The 19802-nt window shown below is 73.9% G+C and carries 18 protein-coding genes, 2 tRNA genes and 1 other RNA gene; 7 read left to right on the forward strand and 14 right to left on the reverse strand.

What is annotated here, in order from left to right; translation table 11 throughout:
- Window positions 1–269 precede the first annotated feature (269 nt).
- From ABZ117_RS10460 to ABZ117_RS10495, 8 genes are all read right to left on the reverse strand, one after another.
- Window positions 270–1211, reverse strand: a complete 942-nt coding sequence (locus ABZ117_RS10460) for an RNA polymerase sigma factor SigF (RefSeq protein WP_356819261.1) — start codon at window positions 1209–1211, stop codon at window positions 270–272.
- A 359-nt stretch (window positions 1212–1570) separates the two neighbouring features.
- On the reverse strand, window positions 1571–2431 hold the full coding sequence (locus tag ABZ117_RS10465) for an RNA polymerase sigma factor SigF (RefSeq protein WP_356819263.1): 861 nt from the start codon (window positions 2429–2431) through the stop codon (window positions 1571–1573).
- A 149-nt stretch (window positions 2432–2580) separates the two neighbouring features.
- A complete protein-coding gene (locus tag ABZ117_RS10470) occupies window positions 2581–2874 on the reverse strand; it encodes a Dabb family protein (protein WP_356819265.1) in 294 nt (97 codons plus the stop codon).
- Between the two features lie 10 nt (window positions 2875–2884).
- Window positions 2885–3064, reverse strand: coding sequence for a hypothetical protein (locus ABZ117_RS10475; RefSeq protein ID WP_356819266.1), 180 nt, complete (start codon window positions 3062–3064; stop codon window positions 2885–2887).
- 154 nt (window positions 3065–3218) lie between these two features.
- Window positions 3219–3303: transfer RNA gene (locus ABZ117_RS10480), tRNA-Ser, on the reverse strand.
- A 45-nt stretch (window positions 3304–3348) separates the two neighbouring features.
- Window positions 3349–3780, reverse strand: coding sequence for a tRNA adenosine(34) deaminase TadA (gene tadA, locus ABZ117_RS10485; RefSeq protein WP_356819268.1), 432 nt, complete (start codon window positions 3778–3780; stop codon window positions 3349–3351).
- 59 nt (window positions 3781–3839) lie between these two features.
- Window positions 3840–4376, reverse strand: coding sequence for a hypothetical protein (locus tag ABZ117_RS10490; RefSeq protein ID WP_356819388.1), 537 nt, complete (start codon window positions 4374–4376; stop codon window positions 3840–3842).
- A gap of 333 nt (window positions 4377–4709) precedes the next feature.
- Window positions 4710–4955, reverse strand: coding sequence for a hypothetical protein (locus tag ABZ117_RS10495; protein ID WP_356819270.1), 246 nt, complete (start codon window positions 4953–4955; stop codon window positions 4710–4712).
- A gap of 93 nt (window positions 4956–5048) precedes the next feature.
- Here ABZ117_RS10495 and upp point away from each other — a divergent pair, with 93 nt between their 5' ends.
- Window positions 5049–5684 carry a uracil phosphoribosyltransferase gene (gene upp, locus ABZ117_RS10500; protein WP_356819271.1) on the forward strand — a complete coding sequence of 212 codons (636 nt, stop codon included), beginning with the start codon at window positions 5049–5051 and terminating at the stop codon, window positions 5682–5684.
- 48 nt (window positions 5685–5732) lie between these two features.
- Here upp and ABZ117_RS10505 read toward each other — a convergent pair whose 3' ends face one another.
- The 4 genes from ABZ117_RS10505 to ABZ117_RS10520 form a co-directional block, all read right to left on the reverse strand.
- Window positions 5733–6395 (reverse strand): LytR C-terminal domain-containing protein, encoded by a 663-nt coding sequence (locus ABZ117_RS10505; protein WP_356819273.1) that lies wholly within the window; start codon window positions 6393–6395, stop codon window positions 5733–5735.
- Between the two features lie 97 nt (window positions 6396–6492).
- Entirely contained in the window at window positions 6493–6789 is a 297-nt protein-coding gene (locus ABZ117_RS10510; RefSeq protein WP_004943146.1) for a type II toxin-antitoxin system VapB family antitoxin, read from the reverse strand.
- 493 nt (window positions 6790–7282) lie between these two features.
- Window positions 7283–7855, reverse strand: coding sequence for an HhH-GPD-type base excision DNA repair protein (locus tag ABZ117_RS10515; RefSeq protein WP_356819275.1), 573 nt, complete (start codon window positions 7853–7855; stop codon window positions 7283–7285).
- A 24-nt stretch (window positions 7856–7879) separates the two neighbouring features.
- Window positions 7880–8602, reverse strand: a complete 723-nt coding sequence (locus ABZ117_RS10520; protein WP_356819277.1) for a siderophore-interacting protein — start codon at window positions 8600–8602, stop codon at window positions 7880–7882.
- Between the two features lie 72 nt (window positions 8603–8674).
- On the opposite strand from ABZ117_RS10520, the gene ABZ117_RS10525 reads away from it, so the two are divergent.
- The 3 genes from ABZ117_RS10525 to ABZ117_RS10535 all read left to right on the forward strand — a co-directional run bounded on the left by ABZ117_RS10525 (window position 8675) and on the right by ABZ117_RS10535 (window position 13466).
- On the forward strand, window positions 8675–10927 hold the full coding sequence (locus ABZ117_RS10525; protein ID WP_356819279.1) for a penicillin acylase family protein: 2253 nt from the start codon (window positions 8675–8677) through the stop codon (window positions 10925–10927).
- Window positions 10920–11507: a GNAT family N-acetyltransferase gene (locus ABZ117_RS10530; RefSeq protein WP_356819281.1), complete on the forward strand. Its 588-nt coding sequence runs from the start codon at window positions 10920–10922 to the stop codon at window positions 11505–11507. The genes ABZ117_RS10525 and ABZ117_RS10530 overlap by 8 nt, the downstream gene beginning before the upstream one ends.
- A gap of 123 nt (window positions 11508–11630) precedes the next feature.
- Window positions 11631–13466 carry a copper resistance protein CopC gene (locus ABZ117_RS10535; RefSeq protein ID WP_356819283.1) on the forward strand — a complete coding sequence of 612 codons (1836 nt, stop codon included), beginning with the start codon at window positions 11631–11633 and terminating at the stop codon, window positions 13464–13466.
- 682 nt (window positions 13467–14148) lie between these two features.
- Here the strand turns inward: ABZ117_RS10535 and ABZ117_RS10540 are convergent.
- Both ABZ117_RS10540 and ABZ117_RS10545 read right to left on the reverse strand, forming a co-directional pair.
- Window positions 14149–14370: a hypothetical protein gene (locus ABZ117_RS10540; protein ID WP_121788003.1), complete on the reverse strand. Its 222-nt coding sequence runs from the start codon at window positions 14368–14370 to the stop codon at window positions 14149–14151.
- A gap of 349 nt (window positions 14371–14719) precedes the next feature.
- Window positions 14720–14807, reverse strand: a tRNA-Ser gene (locus tag ABZ117_RS10545).
- Between the two features lie 96 nt (window positions 14808–14903).
- On the opposite strand from ABZ117_RS10545, the gene ffs reads away from it, so the two are divergent.
- The 3 genes from ffs (at window position 14904) to purD (ending at window position 19612) form a co-directional block, all read left to right on the forward strand.
- An RNA gene (ffs, locus tag ABZ117_RS10550) (signal recognition particle sRNA small type) lies at window positions 14904–15002 on the forward strand.
- Window positions 15003–15070: 68 nt separating this feature from the next.
- Window positions 15071–17359, forward strand: coding sequence for a DNA polymerase III subunit gamma and tau (locus ABZ117_RS10555; protein WP_356819285.1), 2289 nt, complete (start codon window positions 15071–15073; stop codon window positions 17357–17359).
- A 972-nt stretch (window positions 17360–18331) separates the two neighbouring features.
- Window positions 18332–19612 (forward strand): phosphoribosylamine--glycine ligase, encoded by a 1281-nt coding sequence (purD, locus tag ABZ117_RS10560; protein ID WP_356819287.1) that lies wholly within the window; start codon window positions 18332–18334, stop codon window positions 19610–19612.
- Window positions 19613–19802 lie beyond the last annotated feature (190 nt).

The raw sequence follows: 19802 nt of genomic DNA on the forward strand, positions 1-19802 counted from the left end.
CCGGCCCACCGCCGTAGGGACGTCCTCGCCCGGGTGTCCGGCCCACCGCCGTACGTGCGCCCTCGCCCCACCGCCGGAGCCGGCGTCGCGGCCGGGTGGACCATGGGCGCGGGCTGGTCCCGGACGGACGACGGCCGCCGACGCGGCCATGACGGCGCTTCGGCGGCCACGCGTATCCGTCGTACGCGTCGTCGTCCCTGTGACCCCGCCCGGTCCCGGCTCCCGTCGCTGACAGCTGTCGTGACGGGGCCCGGCGGGCGGTGGCCGGGTCAGTCCGAGATCAGGCCCTCGCGCAGCTGGGCCAGCGTCCGGGTCAGCAGCCGGGAGACGTGCATCTGGGAGATGCCGACCTCCTCGCCGATCTGCGACTGGGTCATGTTGGCGAAGAAGCGCAGCATGATGATCCGCCGCTCCCGGGACGGGAGCTTGGCCAGCAGGGGCTTGAGGGACTCGCGGTACTCGACGCCCTCCAGCGCGGTGTCCTCGTAGCCGAGCCGGTCGGCCAGGGAGCCCTCGCCGCCGTCGTCCTCGGGGGCCGGTGAGTCGAGGGAGGACGCGGTGTAGGCGTTGCCGACCGCGAGGCCGTCGACGACGTCCTCCTCGGAGACGCCGAGCACGGCGGCCAGTTCCGTCACCGTGGGCGAGCGGTCCAGCTTCTGCGACAGGTCGTCGCTGGCCTTGGTGAGTGCCAGGCGCAGCTCCTGGAGGCGGCGCGGGACGCGCACCGACCACGAGGTGTCGCGGAAGAAGCGCTTGATCTCACCGACGACGGTCGGCATCGCGAACGTCGGGAACTCCACGCCCCGTTCGCAGTCGAACCGGTCGATCGCCTTGATCAGGCCGATCGTGCCGACCTGGACGATGTCCTCCATCGGCTCGTTGCGCGAGCGGAACCGCGCTGCCGCGTAGCGCACCAGCGGCAGGTTCAGTTCGATGAGGGTGTCCCGTACATAGGCCCGCTCGGGGCTGTGCTCGTCCAGCGCGGCGAGGCGCAGGAAGAGGGAGCGGGACAGGGTGCGGGTGTCGAGGTTCGCCGTGGCCGGCATGGCCGGGACAGCTTCGGCGGCCGGGGCGGCGGCCGGGGACGGCACGGCTTCGAGGGCCGTGACACCCTCGAATCCGTCGAGGACGTCGAGAGCGTCGAGCTCCTTGGGCGCTGCCTCGCTCAGCGTGGGCGTCAGCACCTTCGAGCTGCCCTGGTCTGCGGACATGCCACCCCCTTTGGGTCGCGGGACGGTCGCGGCGGCGTCCTTCTCGAGCGACGCAGCCTTCACCTGAATACCGGAGCCGAAGCCTCGGCAAACGCGCTTCCCGCAGAATGTCACATGTCGGCAACGCGCTGTAGTGACATGTCGACATGTGAGAAGTGAATACCCCCTGCAGAGAAGGGGTCTGACGGCATGTCGGGCCACAACTGTCGGCAACAGCCCTGGTGAGGGATTCGCTCGCGCCGGTGACGGATCGCTCGGATATGCGATGCAGGGCCATTCGGGGCGTGCTTCCGTGCGCCTGCTGTGCAACCACCCGCCACCCGTGGTGAGACGGTTCGACGGACGTGAAGTCCGTGGGGCTACGCCTCGATCCGATTCGCGGAACGCAGCCGCTGGAAGCTGCGGGCGAGCAACCGCGAGACATGCATCTGGGAGACGCCGAGTTCCGCGCTGATCTGGGACTGGGTGAGATTGCTGTAGTAGCGCAGCAGAAGGATGCGCTGTTCGCGCTCGGGGAGCTGGACGAGGAGGTGGCGGACCAGGTCGCGGTGTTCGACGCCGTCCAGCGCCGGGTCCTCGTAGCCGATCCGGTCGAGCAGTCCGGGCATCCCGTCGCCCTCCTGCGCGGCTTCCAGCGAGGTGGCGTGGTACGAGCGTCCCGCTTCGATGCAGCTCAGCACCTCCTCCTCGCTGATCCGCAGCCGGTCGGCGATCTCGGCGGTGGTCGGTGAGCGGCCGTGGAGCGTGGTCAGGTCCTCTGTCGCGCTGTTGACCTGCACCCACAGCTCGTGCAGCCGGCGGGGGACGTGGACCGTGCGGACGTTGTCCCGGAAGTACCGCTTGATCTCGCCCACCACGGTCGGCATGGCGAAGGTCGGGAACTGCACGCCCCGGTCCGGGTCGAAGCGGTCGATGGCGTTGATCAGGCCGATGGTGCCGACCTGGATGACGTCCTCCATCGGCTCGTTGCGGGAGCGGAAGCGGGCGGCGGCGTAGCGCACGAGCGGCAGGTTGGCCTCGATCAGCGCCCCCCGCACGCGGTTGTGCTCCGGCGTGCCCGGGGTGAGCGTCTTCAGCTCGGCGAACAGCACCTGGGTGAGGGCACGGGTGTCCGCGCCCCGGCGCCTCTCGGGGGCCGGCGGGGGCGGAGCGGGTGCCTCTTCCTGGGGCGGCGCAGTACTGGCCGACACGGTCAACGCCACCTCTTCACGGTCAATCATCCGTCAAAAGCGGTCATAGCATCACAAGACATGTGCACTGTGCGCAAGCACCGCATAACGCCGTGTTGTGCTCAAATAAAGACAAGTTGGGGCCCAAGACGCGGGAAAGCCCCCCGCTGTTCCAGCGGGGGGCTTCTGCGGGGAAGGGCTCAGAACTCGTAGTCGGCGATCACCCACGTGGCGAACTCGCGCCACAGCGCGACGCCCGCCTGATGGGCCGGATGCTCCAGGTAGCGCCGGAGGGCGCCGGTGTCCTCGACGGCCGAGTTGATCGCGAAGTCGTAGGCGATCGGCCGGTCGCTGATGTTCCAGGCGCACTCCCAGAACCGCAGCTCCTCGATCTGCCCGCCGAGCGCCCGGAACGCCTCGACGCCCGCGACCACGCGCGGATCGTCGCGCCCGACGCCGTCGTTGAGCCTGAAGAGGACCAGATGGCGGATCATGGGAGGTACCTCAGCCCTTTCCTCCGTGGGCGAGCCAGGTCATGAAGTCGCCTATGGCTCTGGCGGCGTCCGAGATGCCCTCGAAGCCTATCTGCACGTAGTCGGCCGCCTTGGCCGGGTCCGTGATGATCACGTACAGCGCGAAGACCACGAGCACGTACACGGCGATCTTCTTGGCGTTCACCGCCATCGCGGCCTCCCCTGTGCCAGTGCCCCGAGGGCCCCCTGCTGCCGGCCGCGAGTGTAACCTCCGCGCCCTCCTGCCCCGCCAACAGTCCGCCGGTGCGGCGCGGTTGGCCCGGAACGCGGGAAAGGCCCCGCCGTCGGCGGGGCCTTTCCGTAAGCGGTAGCGGAGGGATTTGAACCCTCGGTGACTTGCGCCACACTCGCTTTCGAGGCGAGCTCCTTCGGCCGCTCGGACACGCTACCGAGGGAGACCTTACAGCACACCGCGGCCCGGTTCGAAATCGGAATTCAGCGGTCCCGGAAGAACCCGGTGAGGAGCCGGGCGCACTCCCCCGCGAGGACGCCCTCGATGACCTCCGGACGGTGATTGAGCCGCCGGTCGCGCACCACGTCCCACAGGGAACCGGTGGCGCCGGCCTTCTCGTCCCGGGCGCCGTACACCACCCGGTCCACCCGGGACTGGACCAGCGCGCCGGCGCACATCGTGCACGGTTCCAGGGTGACGACCAGCGTGCAGCCGGTCAGCCGCCACTCCCCGAGCCGGGCCGCGGCCCGCCGGATCGCGAGAACCTCCGCGTGGGCCGTGGGATCACCGGTGGCCTCGCGCTCGTTGTGCCCGGCCGCCAGTACGGTCGCACCGTCCGGGGACAGCACGACCGCGCCGACGGGGACGTCCCCGCCCCGGGCGGCCAGTCCTGCCTCGTCCAGGGCGAGCCGCATCGCGGCCCGCCAGGGGTCGCGGACCGGGTCCGGTGTGCCCCGCGGGTCCTGGGGCGCGGTCAGCGGACGGTCTCCAGCACCTCCGAGGCGCCCAGGGCCTCGGCGATCGTGTTCAGCGCGTCGTCGGCGTCCAGCGCGCGCAGCTCCTTCTCACCGATGCCGAGGTCGTCCAGGATCTCCCTGTCGCCCACCGGGCTGTGCGGCACCGAGTCGGCGGCAGGGGTGCCCTCCTCCTCGGTGTCGTCGTCGGACTCGCCGTCCTCCGTGCCGTCGAGGTCGAGGGCGTCCAGGTCCACGTCGTCGTCCGAGCCGGGCTCCCGGCCGAGCAGCTCGTCGGTGAGCAGCAGCTCGCCGTACGCGCTGCGCTGGGCGGCGGCGGCGTCCGAGACGTAGATGCGAGGGTCCTCCTCGCCGTCCACGCGGACGACGCCGAACCAGGAGTCCTCCTGCTCGATCAGGACGAGCACCGTGTCCTCGTCGGGAGAGGCTTCCCGGGCCAGGTCGGCCAGATCCGACAGGGTTTCCACATCGTCGAGCTCCGTGTCGCTCGCTTCCCACCCGTCTTCGGTGCGCGCGAGCAGTGCGGCGAAGTACACCGTGACTCTCCCACTGGTCATAGGCGTGCCGGTTGGGGGTCCCCCCGGCGGAGGTACGTGGGAGGGGAGAGCCTTAGCTCCGAGCCCCACCCACTCGGAATCGTGGCAGAAACAAGGCGTCCAGGGGACGTCTTCGGCTCCCTGTGTCCGGCTGTTCCGATCGCCATCGGTGATCGGTCCGCCAGTGCGCTCATTGCCGCCACCTGCGGATCGTACGCGGCTTTCCCCGCGCTCACGCATGCCCGCCACCCCGACACCGGCGCGGACACGGATCTTCCCGATTCGGACGTCCGCACCGGCCCCGGCCTGCGCGGCTCGGTCCGGCCGGTCCGTCTACCGGCGGAACGTCCGCATCCGCATCGCGTGGTGCAATCGGGCGACCTTGGCGCGCCGCGGCTGGACCCGGGCACGCAGTTCCCGGGCCTCGGCGAGATCGCGCAGGAACTCGGCACGGCGGCGCCGCCGGTCGGCCGCGCTCTCGGGCGCGTCGGGATCGGTCTGTGCGGACCCGTTCCCGGAGCCGGCCGCACCGCCGGGGGCCCCGAAGCCGTCCGCACGCTTGTCAGGCAGGTCAGACACGTCACACCACCCCTGTCCGTCCTTCTCACCTTCCCCCGGACGGCCGGTTTGACGCCAGCGTGAGGGAGCGCGCGGCGCAGGTACCGTTAGGGCATGCGTCTCCACGTCGTCGACCACCCTCTGGTCGCCCACAAGCTCACCACGCTGCGCGACCAGCGCACCGATTCCGCGACCTTCCGGCGGCTCGCCGACGAGCTGGTCACCCTGCTCGCCTACGAGGCCACGCGGGACGTACGCACCGAGACGGTCGGCATCCGGACGCCGGTCGCGCAGACCACCGGCGTCAAGCTCGCCCGTCCCCGCCCGCTGGTGGTGCCGATCCTGCGCGCCGGTCTGGGCATGCTGGACGGCATGGTCCGGCTGCTGCCGACCGCCGAGGTGGGCTTCCTGGGCATGATCCGCAACGAGGAGACGCTGGAGGCCTCCACGTACGCCTCGCGCATGCCCGAGGACCTCTCGGGCCGCCAGGTGTACGTCCTGGACCCGATGCTGGCCACGGGCGGCACGCTGGTCGCGGCGATCCGGGAGCTGATCAGGCGCGGCGCCGACGACGTCACGGCGGTCGTCCTGCTGGCCGCCCCCGAGGGCGTCGAGGTCATGGAACGCGAACTGGCCGACACGCCGGTCACGGTCGTCACGGCGGCCGTGGACGACCACCTCAACGAGCACGGCTACATCATCCCGGGTCTGGGTGACGCGGGGGACCGGCTCTACGGCGCGGCGGAGTAGGCACCGCGCGGGGTACGAGCGCGGCACGAGGGCTGGGCGGGGCGGGTACTACTGCGCCGCGCAGCCCTTCTTCGTCCCGGCCGAGGGTGAGGCCGGGGCGGCGGACGCGGGTGCGCTCAGCCTGGTCAGGGCCTGGTCGGCGGACGCCTGCCGGGTCAGGCCCTTGAACGCGTCCCCGATGACCAGGTCGAGGTCGGCGCCCTTGCGTCCCGCGTCGGTGCGCAGGTCGGCGCCGCCGAGCTGGGTGCCGAGCACCCGCAGCGAGGTGTCCCGCGCGGCCGCGGGGCCGAGGAGCAGCCCCGTGCCCTTGACCTTCTTGTCGTACTGCTCGGGCGCATTGCCCACGGCACCGATCCGGAAGCCCCGCTTGCGCAGCTGGTCCGCGGTGTCCTTGGCGAGTCCGGTGCGCCGGGTGGCGTTGTAGACGTTCACCTTGATCCGGCCGGGCGCGGGCAGTGCCTCGACCCGGGCCGCCGGGGCCGCCGCGGCCTTCAGCCGGCAGTCCGCCGCGGAACCGGCCGCCGGGTTCCCGTCGCCGGAGAAGACCTGGATGAGCTGCAAGGTGCCCCAGCCGGTCAGGCCGAGCACGGCGGTTGACGCCACCACGACGGCCACGAGCCTGACGCGCCGCCGGGGCGGACGCATCCGCGGGTATGTGTCCCCCGTGATGCGGTACCGGCCGCCCATGCCGGGCGGAGTCAGCATGCTCATGAACGCAGCGTAGTGCGCCCGGGCGGCGATGCCTATCAGATGATCAGCTGATGCCGTCCAGGGAACCCGAAAGGGCCAACGGCCGTGTCGCCCCGGGTCAGTCCAGTTCGAGCACGCGAGCGTGCAGCACCTGGCGCTGCTGGAGGGCGGCGCGGACCGCGCGGTGCAGGCCGTCCTCCAGATACAGGTCGCCCTGCCACTTCACGACGTGCGCGAACAGGTCGCCGTAGAACGTCGAGTCCTCCGCCAGCAGGGTCTCCAGATCGAGCTGCTGCTTGGTGGTGACGAGCTGATCGAGGCGGACCGGGCGCGGCGCGACGTCCGCCCACTGCCGGGTGCTTTCCCGGCCGTGGTCGGGGTACGGCCGGCCGTTTCCGATGCGCTTGAAGATCACACGGAAAGCCTACCGGTCAAGACGTTCCGGGCGCAGCCATGGTGGCCGAGTGCAACGCTTGAAAAGATGGAACAAATCAGGCGAACGGCCTAGTACGGGGACGGGGGCGGGGGCTGAGTGGCAGTGATATCGCGCCGTCCGCCGGCCCGCGGGAGCCCGCCGGACGGCCCGCCGGGGCCTGCGGGATCGTTTCTCCGGGGGACGCGGAAGGCCAACGCGCGGACGCTGTGCACAGGCTGTGGACCGTGAGCCGGTATGCGAGGGGGCGACGGCGTGTCACCCCGTTCGGCACGGCAGGGCGGCAGACCGGGGGCGGGGCCGCAGCGGTCGGGCGGCCGCGGGTGCCTAGGGGCCGGGTGCGCGGTTCCCCGCGCCGTCGGGGAGCCGGCGTGGGCGCTTGCCGGGCGGTGGGCGTCCCTGCCGGCTGGGGGACGGTCGCGCGGTTCCCCGCGGCCCTGGGGGCGTTGCGGCGCTCGCAGGTCCGATCCGCCTCTTACTTCTTCTTCGCCTTCATCTCCTGTTTGTACGCGCGGACCTTGGCCAGGGAGTCCGGGCCGGTGATGTCGGCGACGGAGCGGAAGGAGTCCGGTTCGCCGTAGGGGCCGGCGGCCTCGCGCCAGCCCTCGGGGGTGACCCCGAGCTGCTTGCCGAGCAGGGCCAGGAAGATCTGCGCCTTCTGCTTCCCGAACCCCGGCAGGTCCTCCAGCCGCCGCCGCAGCTCGGCCCCGCTGCCGGCGTCCCGCCAGACCGCCTCGGCCTCCCCGTCGTAGTGCTCGACGAGGTACTGGCACAGCTGCTGCACCCGCTTGGCCATCGAGCCCGGATAACGGTGCACCGCGGGCTTCTCGGCGAGCACCGCGGCGAACGCCTCCGGATCCGCCGCCGCGATCTCGTGCGCGTCCAGCTCCTCGGTGCCGAGCCGGTCCGCGATGGTCCGGGGCCCCTTGAACGCCCACTCCATCGGAATCTGCTGATCGAGCAGCATCCCGGTCAGCGCGGCGAGCGGGGAGCGCCCGAGCAGCGCGTCGGCCGCGGGCTCCTGGGCGAGGTGCAGGGTGACGTCCATGGGTCGATGATCCCGCGCGGTTCCTCAGTCCGCGCGCCAGTACCCCAGCGCGTGCACCCGCTGCCTCGGCACGCCCAGTTCCCCGCGGACGTAGCCCGCGAGCGCCCGGGTCGTCGCCGTGTCACAGGCGATCCACACATACGGGTGGGGGCCGGCGGCGAGGACGGCGGGCAGTTCAGCGCGGACCCGTTCCACGAGGTGGGCGCCCGCGTCCCGGCGCGGCACCGGCCGTATCTCGTGCGGGCCGCGTCCGGCCGGCCCGGGCAGGCCCGCCGGATCGCCCTCGAACCAGACGGTCGCCGGGGCGGAGTCCAGCGCGCCGAGCAGGGAGTTGACGGCGGGCAGGGAGGCCGGGTCGCCGATCGCGACGAGATGGGAGGGCGTGGGGTCCGGGTGCCGGAACCCGGTGCCCTGCACGGTGGCCTCGACGGTGTCGCCGGGCCGCGCGGCCCGCGCCCAGTCGGAGGCCCGGCCCTCGTGCAGGGCGAACTCCAGGCCGAAGGTGCCGGCGGCCGGGTCGGGGTCGACCAGCGTGTAGGCGCGCTGGTGCGGCCGGCCGGCGTTCGCGAACCACAGCCGTACCCACATCGTGGGGTGGACGCCGGCCGCGGCGAGGAGCCCGCCGTCGCTCAGCCGGAGCCGCCGGTAGTGCGGGGTGACGTCCTCGGCCTCGAGGACCGTGCAGCGGAAGTCCTTGCCGCCGAGCAGCCTGAGGACCGTGCCTTCCCAACCCCGCCCCTGCCCCATGACCCCTCCGCCGCTCGCGTACGATTCGTTGAAAGTTAGGTCAGGCTAACCTAAAAAGAGGGAGGGTTCCGGATGGCCACCGAGACCTACCGCGACGCCTGGGGCATCCCCCATCTGCGCGCGTCCGGCGTCCGTGAACTCGCCCACGCCCAGGGCAGGGTCACCGCCCACGACCGGGCCTGGCAGCTGGAGGTGGAACGGCACCGCGCGCAGGGCACCTCGGCCGCCTTCCTCGGCGCCCCCTCCGTCTCCTGGGACGTCCTCGCCCGTCGCGCCCGGCTGGACGACACCGCCCGCCGCTGCTTCGCCGCCCTGGAACGCCGGGACCCCGAAACGGCCGACTGGGTCCGGGCGTACGTCGACGGCGTCAACGCGGGCCTGCCCGCGGGCGCCCGCCGCGCCCCCGAGTTCACCCGCACCGGCCTGGCCCCCGGCCGCTGGCAGCCCTGGACCCCCCTCGGCATCTGGCTCGCCACCCACCTCCTCTTCGCCGGCTTCCCCGCCAAGCTCTGGCGCGAGCACGCGATACGGCACCTCGGCCCCGACGCCGTCCCCCTGTTCGCCACCGACGGCCCCGGCACCGCCGGCAGCAACGGCTGGCTCCTCACCGGCGAGCGCACCGCCACCGGCCACGCCCTCATCGCCGGCGACCCGCACCGCTTCATCGAGGACCCCGGCGTCTACCAGCAGATACGCCTCTCCTGCCCCGAGTTCGACGTCATCGGCCTCGCCGTCCCCGGCGTCCCCGGCATCGCGCACTTCGGCCACACCGGCACCGTCGCCTGGGCCATCACCAACGCCATGGCCGACTACCAGGACCTCTACCGCGAACGCCTGCGCCGCACGGGCACCGGCGGCGTGGAGGCCCTCTCCCCGGACGGCGCCTGGCACCGCGCCGCCCGCCACACCGAGACCGTCGAGATCGCCGGCGGACCCCCGCTCGTACTGGAGATCGTCGAGACCGCCCGGGGCCCGGTCATCGTGGGCGGCCCGGACGGCCCGGACGGCACGCCGGATGGGGCACACCGGCCCGAGACCGCCGACGGCGGGGCCGTACCGCCGGTGCCGCTCACCCCCGCCGATGAGAGCGGCACGGCCGGTCCGGAGAGCCGTACGGCCACGTCGGAGCGCCGCACGGCCGGGCCGGGCGGGAGCAGGCCCGCCGAGGGCGTCGCCGAGGCGCTCGCCCTCCGCTGTCCGCCCCGGGTCACGGAGGACCTCGGTTTCGGCGCCCTCCTCCCCCTCCTCCGCTCCCGCACCGTCTCCGACGTCGACAGGGCCCTGGACGCCTGGGCCGAACCGGTCAACGTCGTCCACGCCGCCGACACCGAGGGAGGCACCCTGCACCGCGTCGCCGGCCGCGTCCCCCTGCGCGCCGAGGCCAACAGCGTCCACCCGGTCCCCGCCTGGAGGCCCGGCCACGCATGGCGGGGCACGCACGAGACGCCGTACGCCGTCCCGGACGACGGCATCGCGGTCATGGCGAACGAACGCGGGCTCGCCGCCCCCCTCGGCGTCGAGTTCGCCCCACCCCACCGCGCCGCCCGGATCCGCGCCCTCCTCGAGGCCCGCCGCACCTGGACCGCCGACGACATGGCCGCGATCCACACGGACACCCACCTCGCCTCCGCCGGCCCGCTCCTCGACCACGTCGCCGCCCTCAACGGCCTCACCCCCGCCGCGGCCGGCCTCCGCGACCGCCTCCTCGCCTGGGACCGCCGCATGGAGGCGGACAGCACCGACGCGGCGCTGTACGCGGCGGTACGCGGCGCGGTCGTCCGCCACCTCGCCGCGCACCCCGTCCTCGCCCCGCTCGCCGAGCCCCCGGCCTGCCCGGACGTCCTGCTCCCGTGGCTCGCTCTGGTCCCGCGCGTCGGGTACGCCCTCGAACACCTGCTGCGCACCGGGAGCCTGTACGGCATCGACCGCGCCGCGGCCGTCCGTGCGGCCCTGGAGGAGATTGCCGCCGCACCCCCCGCCGGCCCCTGGTCCGCCACCCACCTGCTGGCCCCCTGGAGGGCACTGCCGGCGGACCCGCCCCCCGGCCCCGACACCTCCGGCCCGGGCCTCGCCGGTGACCACGACTGCGTGCTCTGCACCTCGTCCGTCCCCGGTCTCACCGACCGCTGCGCCCGCGGCCCGGCCGCCCGCTACGTCTGGGACCTCGCCGACCGCGACAGCAGCCGTTGGGTGGTCCCCTTCGGCGCCGACGGCGTCCCCGGCACCGCCCACCACCACGACCAGCTCTCCCTGTGGCTCCGGGGAGACCTCGCGCCGGTCGTCACCGACTGGACCCTGCTCACCCCCGAGGAGACCGATGACTGACCTGCACATCCAGCACATCGACGGTTACGGCACCGTCCGCGTCCGACCCCTCGACCCGGACGGCGACGCGGGTCTGGTCCACGCCTGGGTGAGCGAGGAACGCGCCGTGTTCTGGGGCATGAACGGCCTGTCCGAGGCCCAGGTCGCCGAGATCTACGGCCACCTGGCCACCCTCGGCACCCACCACGCCTACCTCGTCACCAAAGACGGCCGGCCGGCCGCGCTCCTCCAGACGTACGAGCCGGCCGCCGACCGCGTGGGCGAGTGCTACGACGTCCGCCCCGGCGACCTCGGCGTACACATCCTCCTCGCCCCCGCCGGCCCCGAAGGCCCGCACCACGGCTGGACGTCGGCCCTGCTGACGGCGGTGACGACGTTCGCGCTCCAGGTCCTGGACCGGCAGCGGATCGTGGTCGACCCGGACGTCCGCAACACCAAGGCGCTCGCCCGCTTCGCACGCCAGGGATTTCGCCGCGGCCCCGCGGTCGTCCTCCCCGAGATCGACCTCCCCGACGTGTACCTGCCGGAGAAGCACGCCCAACTCGCCTTCCTCGACCGGGCGGTGGCCCTCCCCGGGTGACGACGCCCGAAAGAGCGCCCCGGACTGCGCCGAGGCCCGGTGAGCAGACGGGCGTTTCTTCCCGTACCCCTACCGAGGCACCGGCACGGGTGCACGTGGCCGTGGGGACGGAGGCTGACGACGGTGCTGCGCGACGGAGACCGACGACCGGCGCGGCGGCACACCCGGAGCGTCACGAGGCGCCCGCTCCCGGCGCTCCTGCTGCTCCCGGCGCTCCTGCTCGGCCTTCTGCCGGGCCTGGTGCTGGGCACGGCCGCCCCCGCATCGGCGCACGCCGTCCTGCGCGCCTCGGACCCCGCCGACGGAACGGTCCTGCGCACGGCCCCCCGCCACGTGACCCTCGCCTTCACCGAGTCGGTCGGCCTGCTGACCGACTCCTTCCGGGTGTACGACCCCCGCAACCACCGGCTCCGCACCGGCCCCGCCGGTCATGCCCCCGGCGGCTCCGGCACGGCCCGCGTCTCCCTGCCCGCCCGGCTGGCCACCGGCACGTACACGGTCGCCTGGCGGGTGGTGTCGGCCGACAGCCACCCGGTGTCCGGCGCCCTCACCTTCTCCGTCGGCAGGCGCACGGCGGCCCCGGTGGCCCCGCCCCCGGAGCGCACGAAGAACGGGGCGACCACCGCCCTGCACACCATCGCCCGCTACCTCGCCTACCTCTCCCTCGCCCTGCTCCTGGGTACGGCCGCGTTCGTGGCGTACTGCCGTCCGCCGCAGACGGCACACCTGCGCGTCCCCGCCCTGGCCGCCCTGGTCACGCTCGTCCTGTCCACCGCCGCGCTGTACGTCCTGCGCGCCCCCTACGAGGAGGCGGCCTCCCCGGCGACCGCTCTCAGGCTCTCCGCCCTCACCCACACGGCGACGACCCGCCCGGGGCAGCTGCTCCTGGTCCGGCTGGCGCTGCTGCTGCCGGCCGCGGTGGCCCTGGCCCTGCCGGGAACCCGCCGGGTCCGGCTACCGCGCCGTGCCGGTCTCGCGGCGGCCGCGGTCCTCACCGTCGCCCTGTCCCTGACCTGGTCGGCGTCCGACCACGCCTCGGCGGGCATCCAGGTCCCGGCGGCGATCGTCTCCGCCACCCTGCACCTGCTGGCCATGGCGGCCTGGCTCGGCGGCCTGGCCGCCCTCCTGTGGACGTTCCGGCACACCCCGGAACCGGCCGGCCTGCCGGCCACGGTCCCGGCCCGCTTCTCCCGCCTGGCCGCCGTCTCGGTGACGGTCCTGGCCCTGACCGGCGTCTACCAGTCCTGGCGGGGCCTCGGCTCCTGGCAGGCGCTGACGGACACGACGTACGGCCGTACCCTCCTGGCCAAGCTGGCCGCGGTCGCCGCGCTCCTCCTGGCGGCGGCCTGCTCCCGCACCTGGACCGCCCGCCTGACCCGGGCCGCCGCCCCCGCCCGCGCGCGCGTGCCCGAACCGGCCACGGGCCCCCCGCTGCCCCCGGACCTCCCGGAGCCTGCCCCCGCCGTCCCACTCCACCTGCTGCGGCGTTCGGTGCTGGCGGAGGCGGCGGCCGCCCTGCTGGTCCTGGCCCTGACCACACTCCTGACCAGCACCGTGCCAGGCCGCGCGGCGACCGGGTCCGCGCCGGCCGGCGCCCCGGTGACGGCCGGCATCCCCACGGCATCCGTCACCACGATCCCCTTCGACACCGGCGCCCCCGGGGGCCGGGGCACGGTCCAGATCACCCTGGACCCCGGCCGCGTCGGCACCGGCTCCGTCCAGGCGGTGGTCTACGGCGCCGACGGGGGCCTCTCCACCGTCCCCGGACTCCGCCTCACCCTCACGCTCCCGTCCCGGCACCTGGGCCCCCTGGACACGCGCGTCACCGACCGCGGCGGCTACTGGTCCGCCCCCGCCTTCACCCTGCCCCTGCCCGGCACTTGGACGATGAAGGCGACGGTCCGCGTCTCGGACCTCGACCAGGTGACGGTGACGGCACCCCTACGGGTGACGCGCTAGCCGCGCTGTCCCGGCAGGGCAGCGGCTCCCTGGGGCCGACGACAGGCGCACGCAGGAGTGCACGAAGCGTCAAGGGGGGCAATGGGGGCCTCGACCGGACCGCGGCCAGAACTCACGCGGTCACTCAGGAGGACAGACGGAACGGGGTGGGCGAGGGACTTCGCCGCCCTCGGCCGGACCAGGACCGGGAAGATCGACGGGGAGCGCTGCTCCCCGAGCAACCTGGTCAGCGCGGTGCGGCCGTTCACCGTCGTCCGGTGGGCGCGGCACCACGCGCGGCACCACGCGGTGGATCGTTATGGAGCGCGGCACGCCGTCCGACGTCGCGGAGGGGACCGGAGTCGCCGGGCAGGAGAAAACGGACGGCCGCCTGTGCGGGCGGGCCGCACCGGGCCGGCGGCCGCGCGACGCGCTCGGGGCGGCTAGGCCGCCGCGCGCCGCGACGCGCGCATGTCGGGGGCGCTGTCAGGGCCCGTATCTTCGGCGTCCTCGGTCCAGAGCGTCTCGTCCTCCCCGAAGTCCGGGGCCTGGAAGGGGTTCGTCGTCGGACGCGGCGAGCCCGCGGTGGAACTGCGGGGCTGGCCTTCCGGAGCGGAGAACAGTGACGTCGGTTCGATGAGAGGTCTCTCTTTCGTTACGGACCCCTGTCGGGGCCCGGCGTGCCGTGACCGGACACAGCGGTCTACAGCTTGGTCATCTTGGCGTACGGGCTCAGGATCCGCATCTGCGCCGAGCCGAAATCGACGAGGACCGCGATTCCTTCCTCGACGCCGATCACGCGGCCGAGGCCGTACATGTCGTGTGTGACCTGGTCGCCCACGGCGAAATGCTTGGGAGCCGGTGCGGCCGGGGCCTTGAAGGGGCTGGTCGGCAAGTGACGCTTGGGTGCAGCAGGTTTTGTCATTGTCCCCAGTATGCGCCCAAGTGCCTCCGGTCCGCTGCGGCCGTACACATCCGTTATCAAGGCGGGGGTCGGGCCGGCACCGGCCGCGCGGGGCCGATTCCGAGTCGCCCCGCCCATGACCTGCGTATTCCACGGCCGGGCGGCAGCCGGGCACGGTGACCGCGGCAGACCTCGGGTCGTTCCGACATTCGGCCCCGGGTCGGGTACTTCCGGCGTCCCGCGTCGGGTGCTTCCGCCGTCCCGCCTCGGATCGTTCCTGCTGCGTTCCTGCTCCCTCGGCCGGACGGGCAACGACGAAGGGCCCCGCCGCGAACGGTGGGGCCCTTCGACATCGTGCCCGGTGAGGCACTGGCGGAGGATACGAGATTCGAACTCGTGAGGGGTTGCCCCCAACACGCTTTCCAAGCGTGCGCCCTAGGCCTCTAGGCGAATCCTCCGCCGCAAACATTACATGACCGTGGGGGGTGCTCACGAACCCGTTCCCGCAGGCCCGCATCGGGTACTGACCGCGGGCCCGCATCGGGTACTGTGGGCGCAGCCCCTCACGCGGCGCTATCTGACTGAACTCCCCCAGGGCCGGAAGGCAGCAAGGGTAGGTCGGCTCTGGCGGGTGCGTGGGGGGCGCTTGCGTTCCCGGGGTCCGCGTTCCCGGGGTCTGCGGCGGAGCCCGTTGTCGGTGGGCGCCATTAACCTCGTATGCGTGTCGTCTCTCGCGCTGTACCGCCGCTACCGACCGGAGACCTTTGCCGAGGTCATCGGGCAGGAGCATGTCACCGACCCGTTGCAGCAGGCGCTGCGGAACAACCGGGTCAATCACGCGTACCTGTTCAGCGGTCCGCGGGGATGTGGCAAGACGACCAGCGCGCGGATCCTGGCCCGCTGCCTGAACTGTGAGCAGGGTCCCACTCCCACCCCGTGCGGCACCTGCCAGTCCTGCCAGGACCTGGCCCGCAACGGACCGGGTTCGATCGACGTCATCGAGATCGACGCCGCTTCCCACGGAGGCGTGGACGACGCCCGTGACCTGCGCGAGAAGGCCTTCTTCGGCCCCGCCGGCAGCCGGTACAAGATCTACATCATCGACGAGGCCCACATGGTCACGTCGGCCGGCTTCAACGCGCTGCTGAAGGTCGTCGAGGAGCCGCCCGAGCACCTGAAGTTCATCTTCGCGACCACCGAGCCCGAAAAGGTCATCGGCACGATCCGGTCGCGTACGCACCACTACCCCTTCCGGCTCGTCCCCCCGGGCACCCTGCGGGAGTACCTCGCCGAGGTGTGCCGGCGAGAGGACATCCCGGTCGCGGACGGCGTGCTGCCGCTCGTCGTGCGCGCCGGCGCGGGGTCCGTGCGTGACTCCATGTCCGTCATGGACCAGCTGCTCGCCGGCGCCGGGACGGAGGGTGTGACATACGCCATGGCCACGTCCCTCCTCGGATACACGGACAGCTCCCTGCTCGACTCCGTGGTCGAGGCCTTCGCCACGGGCGACGGGGCCGCCGCCTTCGAGGTCGTCGACCACGTCATCGAGGGGGGCAACGATCCGCGGCGGTTCGTCGCCGACCTGCTGGAGCGGCTGCGGGACCTGGTCATCCTCGCCGCGGTGCCGGACGCCCTGGAGAAGGGGCTCATCGACGCCCCGGCCGACGTCCTGGAGCGCATGCGGGCCCAGGCCGGCACCTTCGGCGCCGCCGAGCTGAGCCGCGCCGCCGACCTCGTCAACGAGGGCCTCACCGAGATGCGCGGCGCCACCTCGCCCCGCCTCCAGCTGGAACTGATCTGCGCCCGCGTGCTCCTCCCCGCCGCCTACGGCGACCAGCGGTCGCTGATGGCCCGCCTCGACCGCATCGAGCGCGGCGTCCAGTTCTCCGGCGGCGCCGGCGCGCCCTCCATGGGCTACGCCCCGGGCCCGGAAGCCCACGGCGCGGCTCTCGCGAGCGCCGGTGCGGTGGCCGTGCCGCCCGGCGGCGGCCCCGCGGCGGCCCGCGCGGCCGTACGGGGGGGCGGGCCGGGTGCTCCGGCGGATCCGGTCGCCGCGGACGGGCCTCCGGTCACCGCCGCACCCACGGCCCCTGCCCCCGCGCCTGCCCCGGTTCCCACCCCGGCCCCCACGCCCACCCCCACCCCTGCACCGGCCCCGGCTCCGGCCGCCGTGTCCGCACCCGCCGCCCAGGCCCCGGCGGCCCCGGCCCCCGGCGCCTGGCCCACCGCCGCCACCGCCGGTGGCGGCGGCAGGCGTCCGGGTGGCTGGCCGACGGCCGCCGCTCCGGCGGAGAGCGGTCCGGGCCAGGGTCCCGGCCCGGCGGCACCCGCCCAGCCGCAGCCCCAGCCGAGCCAGGCCGCGCCCGCACCGGCGGCTCCGGCGCCCGCCCCTGCCGGCGGCCCCGACCCGCGCTCGCTGTGGCCGAACATCCTGGAGGCGGTGAAGAACCGCCGCCGCTTCACCTGGATCCTGCTCAGCCAGAACGCCCAGGTGACCGGCTTCGACGGCACCACGCTCCAGCTCGGCTTCGTCAACGCCGGCGCCCGCGACAACTTCGCCGGCAGCGGCAGCGAGGACGTACTGCGGCAGGCGCTGACCGAGCAGTTCAACGTGCACTGGAAGATCGAGGCGGTCGTCGACCCGTCCGGTGGCGGCTCCGCCCCCGCAGCGCCGGGCGGCCCGTCCGGCTACGGCGGCGGTGGCTACGGCGGCGCTCCCACGGCCGGCCACGGCGGCGCCCCCGGCGGTGGCTACGGCGCCCCGGCCGCCGCCCCCCGCCCCACGGCGCCCCAGTCGGCCCCACAGGCCCCCGCCGCCCCGCACAGCGGGTCCGCCGCGCCCGCCCCTGCTCCCCGGCCGACGGCCGCCCCCGGACCACGGTCCGTCGCCCCCGAGGACGACACCGCCGAGGACGACGACCCGGACCTGGACGAGTCGGCGCTCTCCGGCCACGAACTGATCGTGCGGGAACTGGGAGCGACGGTGGTGGAGGAAATCGCCAACGAGTGACAGGCCGCTCCCCGCCGAGCCGCGGTACGGCACTCCCGGGTGAGGGGTCGGCCCGGAGGATCGCGCCCGCCCCCGCAGGGTGACCGGGTGCCCTGCGGGGTGACGCGCTGGCCCGCCAGGTGACCGGGTGCCCTGTCGGGTGAGGAACTGGCCGGCCGGGTGACGGGCTGCGCCGGGTGGCGCGCCGCCCCGCCGGGTGGGCAGCTGCCCCGGCTGATGCGTTCCTCCCTGGCAGCCGGGTTGCCCTGTCGGGTGGCGCGCTGTCTTGCCGGGTGGTGGGTGGTGGCGCCGGGTGATGCGCTGTCCCGCCGGGTGGGCAGCTGCCCCGGCTGATGCGCTCCTCCCTGGCAGCCGGGTTGCCCTGTCGGGTAGCGCGCTGTCTTGCCGGGTGGTGGGTGGTGGCGCCGGGTGATGCGCTGTCCCGCCGGGTGGGCAGCTGCCCCGGCTGATGCGCTCCTCCCTGGCAGCCGGGCTGCCCTGTCGGGTGGCGCGCTGTCTTGCCGGGTAATGGGTTGCGCCGGGTGACGCGCTGTCCCGCCGGGTGATGGGTTGCTGCGGGTGGTGCGTGCCCCGCCGGGTGAGCAGCCGAGCAGCCCCCTGGTGACGAGCTGTCCCGTCGGGTGACGGATCGGCCTGTCGAAGGATGCCTCGCCTTGCCGGGTGACGGATCGGCCCGCGGAACGACGCCTCGCCCGCCGGGTGACGGACCGGCCCGGCCGGTGATGCCCGGCACCGGCGGATGCCGAGCCGGCCCGGATGCCGAGCCGGCCCGGATGCCGCGCCGGCTCGGGTGCCGCGCCGGCTCGGGTGACGCGCCGGCTCGGGTGACGCGTCGGCCCGGGTGGCGGGTCGGTCCGGGGGTGCGTGTCCCGTCGGGTGAGCAGAGGCCCTGGTGGCGCGCCGCCCCGTTCGGAGGAACATACGACAAACCCGCCCCCCTGGGTTCGGCGACCTTGCCATTAGGCTGGGCGCGTGAAGGTCCTCGTCATCGGAACCGGCGCCCGCGAACACGCCCTGTGCCACTCCCTGTCCCTCGATCCCGACGTCACCGCGCTGCACTGCGCCCCCGGCAACGCCGGCATCGCCGAGGTCGCCGAGCTGCACCAGGTCGACGCGCTCGACGGTGCCGCGGTGGCCGGGCTGGCCACCCGTCTCGGGGCCGACCTGGTCGTCGTCGGTCCGGAGGCCCCGCTGGTCGCCGGGGTGGCCGACGCCGTCCGCGCCGCGGGCATCCCCGTGTTCGGCCCCTCCGGGGAGGCCGCGCGGATCGAGGGCTCCAAGGCCTTCGCCAAGGACGTCATGGCGGGGGCCGGGGTGCCGACCGCCCGGTCCTACGTCTGCACCACCGCCGAGGAGGCCGCCGTCGCGCTCGACGCGTTCGGCGCCCCCTACGTCGTCAAGGACGACGGCCTCGCCGCGGGCAAGGGCGTCGTCGTCACCTCCGACCCGGAGGCCGCCAGGGCGCACGCCGCCGCGTGCATGGGGGCACCTCCCGCGAAGCGGGGGAGCGTGGTGATCGAGGAGTTCCTCGACGGTCCCGAGGTCTCCCTGTTCGCCGTCACCGACGGGCGGACGGTCGTACCGCTCCAGCCCGCCCAGGACTTCAAGCGCGCGCTGGACGGCGACGAGGGCCCGAACACCGGCGGCATGGGCGCGTACTCGCCGCTGCCGTGGGCCGACCCGAAACTGGTCGACGAGGTGCTGGAGACGGTGCTCCAGCCGACGGTGGACGAGATGCGCCGCCGGGGCACGCCGTTCTCGGGGCTGCTCTACGCCGGTCTCGCCATCACCTCGCGCGGGATCCGGGTCATCGAGTTCAACGCCCGTTTCGGCGACCCCGAGACGCAGGTCGTGCTGGCCCGGCTGAAGACCCCGCTGGCCGGTGTCCTGATGGCCGCCGCCACCGGCACCCTCGCCGACCTGCCGCCCCTGCGCTGGAGCGAGGACGCGGCCGTCACGGTCGTCGTCGCCTCGCACAACTACCCGGGCACCCCGCGTACCGGTGACCCGATCACCGGTCTGGACGAGGTGGCCGCCGAGGACGCCCCGCACGCGTACGTGCTGCACGCCGGTACCCGGCGGGACGGCGACGCGATCGTCAGCGCGGGCGGCCGGGTGCTGTCCGTGACGGCCACCGGCACGGACCTGGCCGAGGCACGCGAGCGGGCGTACCGGGCGGTGGGCCGGATCCGGCTCGACGGCTCGCAGTACCGCACGGACATCGCCAGGAAGGTGGCGCAGCCGGAGGGCTGACCCGCGGCGGAGGCGGCGCCACCGGCGGGCCGGCCCGCGGCTGCGGGGCCTGTCCGGTCCTGGCGCGCCCCTGTCCGGCCTGCTCTTTCTCCCTCAGGCCCCGGATTCCGATCCGGGGCCTGATCTTTGCTGTCTGTCACCCAGCTCTGACCAAAGCCATTCCATCGAGTGAGCGATCGCCCATACGGCT

Source organism: Streptomyces sp. NPDC006309 (genome assembly GCF_040613095.1).
Classification (GTDB): Bacteria; Actinomycetota; Actinomycetes; order Streptomycetales; family Streptomycetaceae; genus Streptomyces.